The 5,422-nt window shown below is 67.8% G+C and carries 6 protein-coding genes; 1 reads left to right on the forward strand and 5 read right to left on the reverse strand.

Features of this window, described 5'->3' with window-relative positions:
- Positions 1–79: 79 nt before the first annotated feature.
- Genes Q0K00_RS11160 through Q0K00_RS11180 form a run of 5 tightly spaced genes read right to left on the reverse strand, consistent with a single transcriptional unit; the run spans position 80 to position 3,888 of the window.
- A complete protein-coding gene (locus tag Q0K00_RS11160; protein ID WP_297229548.1) occupies positions 80–1,003 on the reverse strand; it encodes a major capsid protein in 924 nt (307 codons plus the stop codon).
- A 6-nt stretch (positions 1,004–1,009) separates the two neighbouring features.
- Positions 1,010–1,969: a hypothetical protein gene (locus Q0K00_RS11165; RefSeq protein WP_297229550.1), complete on the reverse strand. Its 960-nt coding sequence runs from the start codon at positions 1,967–1,969 to the stop codon at positions 1,010–1,012.
- Positions 1,966–2,229, reverse strand: coding sequence for a hypothetical protein (locus tag Q0K00_RS11170; protein ID WP_297229552.1), 264 nt, complete (start codon positions 2,227–2,229; stop codon positions 1,966–1,968). The genes Q0K00_RS11165 and Q0K00_RS11170 overlap by 4 nt, the downstream gene beginning before the upstream one ends.
- A complete protein-coding gene (locus Q0K00_RS11175; RefSeq protein ID WP_297229554.1) occupies positions 2,229–2,945 on the reverse strand; it encodes a hypothetical protein in 717 nt (238 codons plus the stop codon). The genes Q0K00_RS11170 and Q0K00_RS11175 overlap by 1 nt, the downstream gene beginning before the upstream one ends.
- Entirely contained in the window at positions 2,923–3,888 is a 966-nt protein-coding gene (locus Q0K00_RS11180; protein ID WP_297229556.1) for a hypothetical protein, read from the reverse strand. Before Q0K00_RS11180 ends, Q0K00_RS11175 begins: the two co-directional genes overlap by 23 nt.
- On the opposite strand from Q0K00_RS11180, the gene Q0K00_RS11185 reads away from it, so the two are divergent.
- A complete protein-coding gene (locus Q0K00_RS11185) occupies positions 3,874–4,107 on the forward strand; it encodes a hypothetical protein (protein WP_297229558.1) in 234 nt (77 codons plus the stop codon). The genes Q0K00_RS11180 and Q0K00_RS11185 overlap by 15 nt on opposite strands.
- The last annotated feature ends 1,315 nt before the right edge of the window (positions 4,108–5,422 follow it).

Below are 5,422 nucleotides of genomic sequence, written 5' to 3' on the forward strand. Positions count from 1 at the left end.
CTCGGCCTCTGGCCCACTCTTAATGGCAGCAGCCTTGCTACACCACTACTCCGCGTCGCTCAGAAGAAGAAAAAAACAATCACTCCACCGTGATATGGTCGAGTTTTTCCGTGATGTTGTGGGATTCGACGATGGAGATGCCTGCCCAGGCTTCGAGGCGGGTATTGGCGTCTTTGTCGGAGTTGAGGAGGTGGACGTTATCGACCTTGTGGGGGTTGATGCCGTAGATCTTGCCGCGCGGGCTGGTGAAGATATGAGTGGTAGCGGGTTGGGAGCGGACTTGGGCCAGCATATCGTCGATCATGGCGGGTGAGGGTTTATGGTTTTCGTCGATATTGACGATGGCGGCGACGGTGCGGATCGGGTCGAGTATCTGGTAGCCGAAGTTGCCGCGATAGGTGACGGAGTAGCCGAGGACGCCCTCGTATTGCGGGGAATGCAGGTAGTGTTCCGCGCCGCCGTAGGGGAATTCTATTTTGAGGAGCCGTCCGGAGGCGAATTGGTCGGGGTCGTAGAGGCCGACGTTGGCGTTTTCGTCGAAGCGGACGGCGAGGAGGAACCAGCCGCCGTCGGGGCTTCCGGCGTCGTAGAGGGTACGGGCGGAATGGGCGGCCTTGAGCCAGTTTTCGAGGACGAGTTGGCGTTCGGTATCCATGCCCGCCTTTTTGAGGATGTAGTTTTGTTTGTCCGCGAAGTATTTCATCGGCCCGCCGAATTTGAGGGCGCGTTGGCTGGGGACTTCCAGGACGCCGCCCATGACGGAGAGGTCCGTGGTCACGAGGTCGGAGGAGACGGAGAGCTGAGGCAGCGGGGCGTCGGGCCGGACGAAGGCGGGGCCTTCGATATCGGTGAGTTTTTCGGCCACGTTCCAGAGGCCGTGGCTGGCGGGTTTCCAGCGGACATGTTGCAGGATGGGGGCCTCCTCGGTGAGGGAGTCGGCCATGCCGCTTTGTTTTCTGGCGTATTTCACGGCGATCTCGTGCAGGGTTCGCATATTCGACATGGGTCGTTATCCTCTTGCTTGCCGCAGTTCGTGCAGCGCGTTTTGCAGCCCTTCAAGGGCGGTCTCATCGTGTTCGGCGGCGGCTCCGGCGGCGCTGCCGAGGCTGTCCTCAGCCATGAGGGCGGCTATCCTGTACAGGCCCAGCACCACCCCGGCGTGGCGGGCCGCGCCGCTCTCGCCCAGCGCGCGGGAGAAGCTCTCGTCGCCAAGGGCGCGGTCGATGCGGGAGACGAGGCCAAGGACGGCCTGTTGATTCGCCTCGGCCTTGTTGCCCCACGCCTTCCTGAGCGTGGCCATGCCCGCGTCGAGCTGTGCCCGCGCGCGCTCCCGCTGGAAGGCGGTCTGCCAGTCCACGAGGGCCTGCGCCTGCCTGCGCGTCAGTCCGGCGGCCACGGCCGCCTCCCCGAAACCGGCCAGCATGTCGGCGTCGGGGGGGATGCCGTCCGGCAGGCGGACGGCGTCCTCATCCCACTGCGTCAGCGGGATGTCGTCGGGGACATCGGGGCTGTCGGGGGGAAGAGGGAGGCCGTCGTCCTTGCCGGGGCGGCTGTCGGGCCGCCGGGACTGATGGGGACGGGGGGGCTGATGGGGGCGGTCGGGACGGTCGCCGTTACGGTCGCCTGTCCGACTGCCGGGACGGTCGTTTGCCCGGTCGCGGGGACGGTCGGGACGGTCACCGGAGCGGTCGTTTGCCCGGTCGCCTGCCCGACTGCCGTTACGGTCGCCTGTTCGACTGCCGGAGCGGTCGTTTGCCCGGTCACGGGAGCGGTCGCGGGGACGGTCGGAGCGGTCGCCGGGGCGATCGGGACGGTCGGGGCGGTCGCCGTTACGACCGTCGTCCCCGTCCCCGTATCCGCCGCCGTATCCGCCGCCGGGACGCTCGTCGCTCGCGGACACGCTCGCCTCGGCCGGGCCGTCCGCAAAGCGCTCCGCGGGGATGGATGTCTCTCTTTCGCTTTCGTTCATCGTTCTCCTCCGTATAGCTCCACCAGCATCTCCGCTCCGGTGCGCGGGGACGCCCGCATTATCCGGCCAAGCAGCAGTTCCGCCTCGTTACGCAGCGCGCGCTCGGCCTCCGTGCCGCCCACCGGCAGCCCGGCCCCCCAGCGCCGCAGCATCTCCATGAGGACGCGCCGCCCTTCGGGACGGCGCAACAGCGCGGCCATGTCCTCGGCCTGACGGCGTTCGCGCGGCATCAGCTCCTCCGCGTAGGCGTCGCCGTCCATCAGGCCAGTTCCTTCACCACGAAGGCGCCGGGCACGATGCGCTCCCGCCCGTCCAGACGCCCCGCAAGGCGGCAGAGGCCGGGCACGCGCTGCTCCGCGAAGCCCAGGCCCCGCGCCAGCCGCCGCGCATGGCGGTATGGCCACGGGATGACCCCCACCAGCGAGCGCCAGCGCCCTTCCCGCCGCAGGGCCTCCAGCAGCAGACGCCCGGCGGCCAGCGTGTCCGCGTGGCTCGCGCCGCCGAAATGGATCTGCGCCACCGGACAACCCGCCGCCAGCGGCCCCAGCCAGGCGTAAGCCACCGGCTCGCCGTGCCGCGTCGCCTCAAAGAAACCCGCCCGTTCCGGCAGTTCCAGGAAGCAGCGCTTGCGGCGTTCCGGCTCCACGTCCCAGAGCAGGAGGCGTCCGCAGCCCCAGCGGCAGAGACGTTCCCAGACGGCGGCGAAGCTGTCCGCCGGGCCGTCCAGAGGCCGCACGCGCAGCCCGTCGGTCGCGGGGTCGGTCATGAAATCGGTCGCCGGGCCGGTCGTGATGCCGGTCGCGGAATCGGTCGCGGGGCCGGTCGTGATGCCGGTCGCCGGGCTGGTCGCGAAATCGGTCGTGATGCCGGTCGCCGCCGACGCTCGTCCGTCTCCCGCCGCAACGTCTCCCGCCCCGGCGCGTCCCGCTCCTCCCCGCGCCCCGCGCATGGCCTCAATCCCAAACGCCCCGTCCATGTCCTCGCTCCCCAAAAAGATCGTATCCCTCGGACACGCCCATGATGTGGCGCATCGCCGCCCTCGACCCCTCGCGGCCGTACCGCTCGAAGGGCCGCCGCCACTGCCTTTCGTCCGGCCGCACCGGCACGGCGAACGTCAACGCCAGCGCGTCCGCAAGGTCCGTCGAACGCGAGAGACGCGCCTTCACGCTCGCCTTGTCCTCGAGCTGGAGCTTGCCCGCCGCGTTGAAAAAATAGGTCGGCGCCGTCAATTCCGCTTCCAGCGCCCCGCCCCAGCGCCGGTCATCCGGCAGCCTGCCGCCCTCGCGCAGCCAGTCCCGCAGGGCCACCCACATCTCCGCGCGCCGATTGGCGAAACGCTCCGCATCCATCGCCCGCCCCCCGAACGGCACCTCCACCACGCTCACCGGCTGGTGGCGCGTCAGCTCCCGCACAAGGTCGATGACCCCCGTCCCCTGACCCTGATCTATGCAGACATAGGCCGGTCGATGCTCCGCCATGTCCGCCATGAGCCGGTGCGCCACCTCCACGTTGGACAGCCCCCGCATGACCTCCGGCGCATACGCCTCCCGCCCCCGACGCCGAAAAAAGACCGTGGCGTCATCCCCGAACCGGGCCACGTCCACCCCCATGACCAGCGGCCACACCGCCGCCGCTCCGGGATCAGCCCCGCGCCCGATAGCCGCCCGCACCTCGTCCAGCGTGATGAGCGCATCGTCCGACGAGGCCGAAAAATCGCAAAGCATCTCCTGCCGAAACGCATTCTCCGACAACTCCGCCCGCAAACGCTCCACCTCCCCCTCCGGCAGGACGTTCGTCGCCGTGACCGGGAACGACAACGCGCACCAGTCCGCGTCCCCCCGCGCCTGCGCCCCCGCCGCCCGATAGTAGACATCCGAAAACAGGTTCGCCCCTTCGGCGTGCCGATGAACACCGCCCACCCCCGACGATCCACCAGCGCCGGACGCACCACCTCGCTCCATAACGAAGGCTTCATGTCCGCCACCTCGTCCAGCACCACCCCGTCAAAATACAGGCCCCGCAACGCGTCGGGATTGTCCGCCCCGAAAATGCGTATCCGCGACCCCCCGCCGTTGGACGGCACGCTGATGCACAACTCCGATTCGTTCACCTGCCGACCAGGGATGACCGCCGAATAGTGCTTGAGATAATCCCACGCCACGCTCTTCGCCTGATTCCGAAACGGACCCACATACGCGAACGATCCCCGCGGCTCCGCACACAACAACGCCCACTTGAGCAGATGATTCACCACCAGCACCGTCTTGCCGAAACGACGATGCGCCACCAGCACACTAAAACGATGCCCCTCCAACGCCTCGTGCACACCCTCATGGCGCGGCTCATACGGTATGATGATGTCCTTGCTCTCCGCCATGCGGCAAAACTCCTTGCTGACGCTGCGGGCATGGCCCGGCACGGCCGGTCCAGCCCAGCCCGGCACGGCCCGGTCCGGTCCGACTGGGGGAGGGGGAACCCCCTAGCTCTGCTGTCGATGCCCGTAAGGCTCCTGCGTCGCCTAACGGGCACGGCCCTGCGGGCCGCCATTCGGTCGCTGGCTAGCGCGCAAGGGGGTTCCCCCTCCCCCAGGCCCCCACCCCTTCCCCCAACGCGCTTTATCGGGGAGGATAAAAAGCAGGAAGGCACGCAAGACATGTCGTTGTCTGAGGGTCCCCCGGCAACACAAAAAGGATGAAAACGGGAGATTTTCCCCACGCGGCCGGAGCAAGAACACTCTTCCCGCAGCACCGGGGGGCCGACACGCGAAGCAACGGCCAGCGCTTCGCCCTTCCCGTCCGTCTCCCTCGATAAAGCGCGCTGGGGAAGGGACAGAAACCACGGAAGCCGTGGACGGAAGCCGTGGAGGGGAACACGGGCCGACATGGATACAGACGATTTTCCGCGTCCCCCTTTCCCGCAGCACACCGGGGGACCGACACGCGAAGCAACGGCCAGCGTATCGCCCTTCCCTTCCGTCTCCCCTGATAAAGCGCGTTGGGGGAAGGGATGGAAGCCACGCAAGCCGTGGACGGAAGCCGTGGAGGGACCACGGGCCGACATGGCTACAGACGATTTTCCGCGTCCCCCTTTCCCGCAGCACACCGGGGGACCGACACGCGAAGCAACGGCCAGCGTATCGCCCTTCCCTTCCGTCTCCCCTGATAAAGCGCGTTGGGGGAAGGGATGGAAGCCACGCAAGCCGTGGACGGAAGCCGTGGAGGGACCACGGGCCGACATGGCTACAGACGATTTTCCGCGTCCCCCTTTCCCACAGCACCGGGGGACCGACACGCGAAGAGACGGCCCGCGCATCCCCCTTCCCTTCCGTCTCCCCTGATAAAGCGCGTTGGGGGAAGAGACGGAAGCCACGGAAGCTGTGGACGAAAGCCGTGGAGGGGAACACGGGCCGACATGGCTACAGACGATTTTCCGCGTCTCCCTTTCCCGCAGCAC

This window comes from uncultured Desulfovibrio sp. (assembly GCF_944327235.1).
Lineage (GTDB): Bacteria > Desulfobacterota > Desulfovibrionia > Desulfovibrionales > Desulfovibrionaceae > Desulfovibrio.

What these genes read in the sequence shown, in the direction of transcription:
- Q0K00_RS11165 (WP_297229550.1), bottom strand. Translation starts at nt 1,969, where the DNA reads ATGAACGAAAGCGAAAGAGAGACATCCATCCCCGCGGAGCGCTTTGCG.
- Q0K00_RS11170 (WP_297229552.1), bottom strand. Translation starts at nt 2,229, where the DNA reads ATGGACGGCGACGCCTACGCGGAGGAGCTGATGCCGCGCGAACGCCGT.
- Q0K00_RS11160 (WP_297229548.1), bottom strand. Translation starts at nt 1,003, where the DNA reads ATGTCGAATATGCGAACCCTGCACGAGATCGCCGTGAAATACGCCAGA.
- Q0K00_RS11175 (WP_297229554.1), bottom strand. Translation starts at nt 2,945, where the DNA reads ATGGACGGGGCGTTTGGGATTGAGGCCATGCGCGGGGCGCGGGGAGGA.
- Q0K00_RS11185 (WP_297229558.1), top strand. Translation starts at nt 3,874, where the DNA reads ATGAACACCGCCCACCCCCGACGATCCACCAGCGCCGGACGCACCACC.